Annotated in this window: 1 protein-coding gene; it reads left to right on the top strand. The window is 70.1% G+C overall.

Going from position 1 to position 465, the window contains the following annotated elements:
* Positions 1-4: 4 nt before the first annotated feature.
* A partial coding sequence (locus ACYQ7X_RS17475) for a transposase domain-containing protein (protein WP_459698350.1) occupies positions 5-465 on the top strand: 461 nt, incomplete at its 3' end.

Raw genomic sequence — 465 nt, 5'->3', positions numbered from 1 at the left:
CGCCTTGCGCGCCGCGCTGGCGGCCGAGCAATCGGCACGTCGTGAGGCGGAGGCCCGCGCCACCGGCGCCGAGGCGATGGTGGCTCACCTCAAGCTTCTGATCGCCAAGCTGCAGCAGGATCGCTTCGGTGCATCCTCCGAGCGCGGCCGCAAGTTGCTCGATCAGATGGAGCTCGAGCTCGAGGAGCTGGAAGCCGCGGCCAGCGAGGACGCGGCGCAGGTCGAGGCTGCTGAACAGCATCACGTCAGTGGCTTCACCCGTCGGCGTCCCGTGCGCGGCCCGCTGCCGGAGCATCTGCCGCGGGAACGGGTGGTCGTGCCGAGCCCCGCAGCCTGCCCGTGCTGCGGCGGCAGGCTCGCGAAGCTGGGCGAGAGCATCACCGAGACCCTGGAGGTCGTGCCGCGGCAATGGAAGGTTATCCAGACGGTCCGCGAGAAGTGGAGCTGCCGATCCTGCGAGACGAT

This window comes from Acidisoma sp. C75, assembly GCF_054665095.1.
Note: the sequence above shows the minus strand (reverse complement) of the source record. Positions and strands in the feature narration are given on the sequence as shown.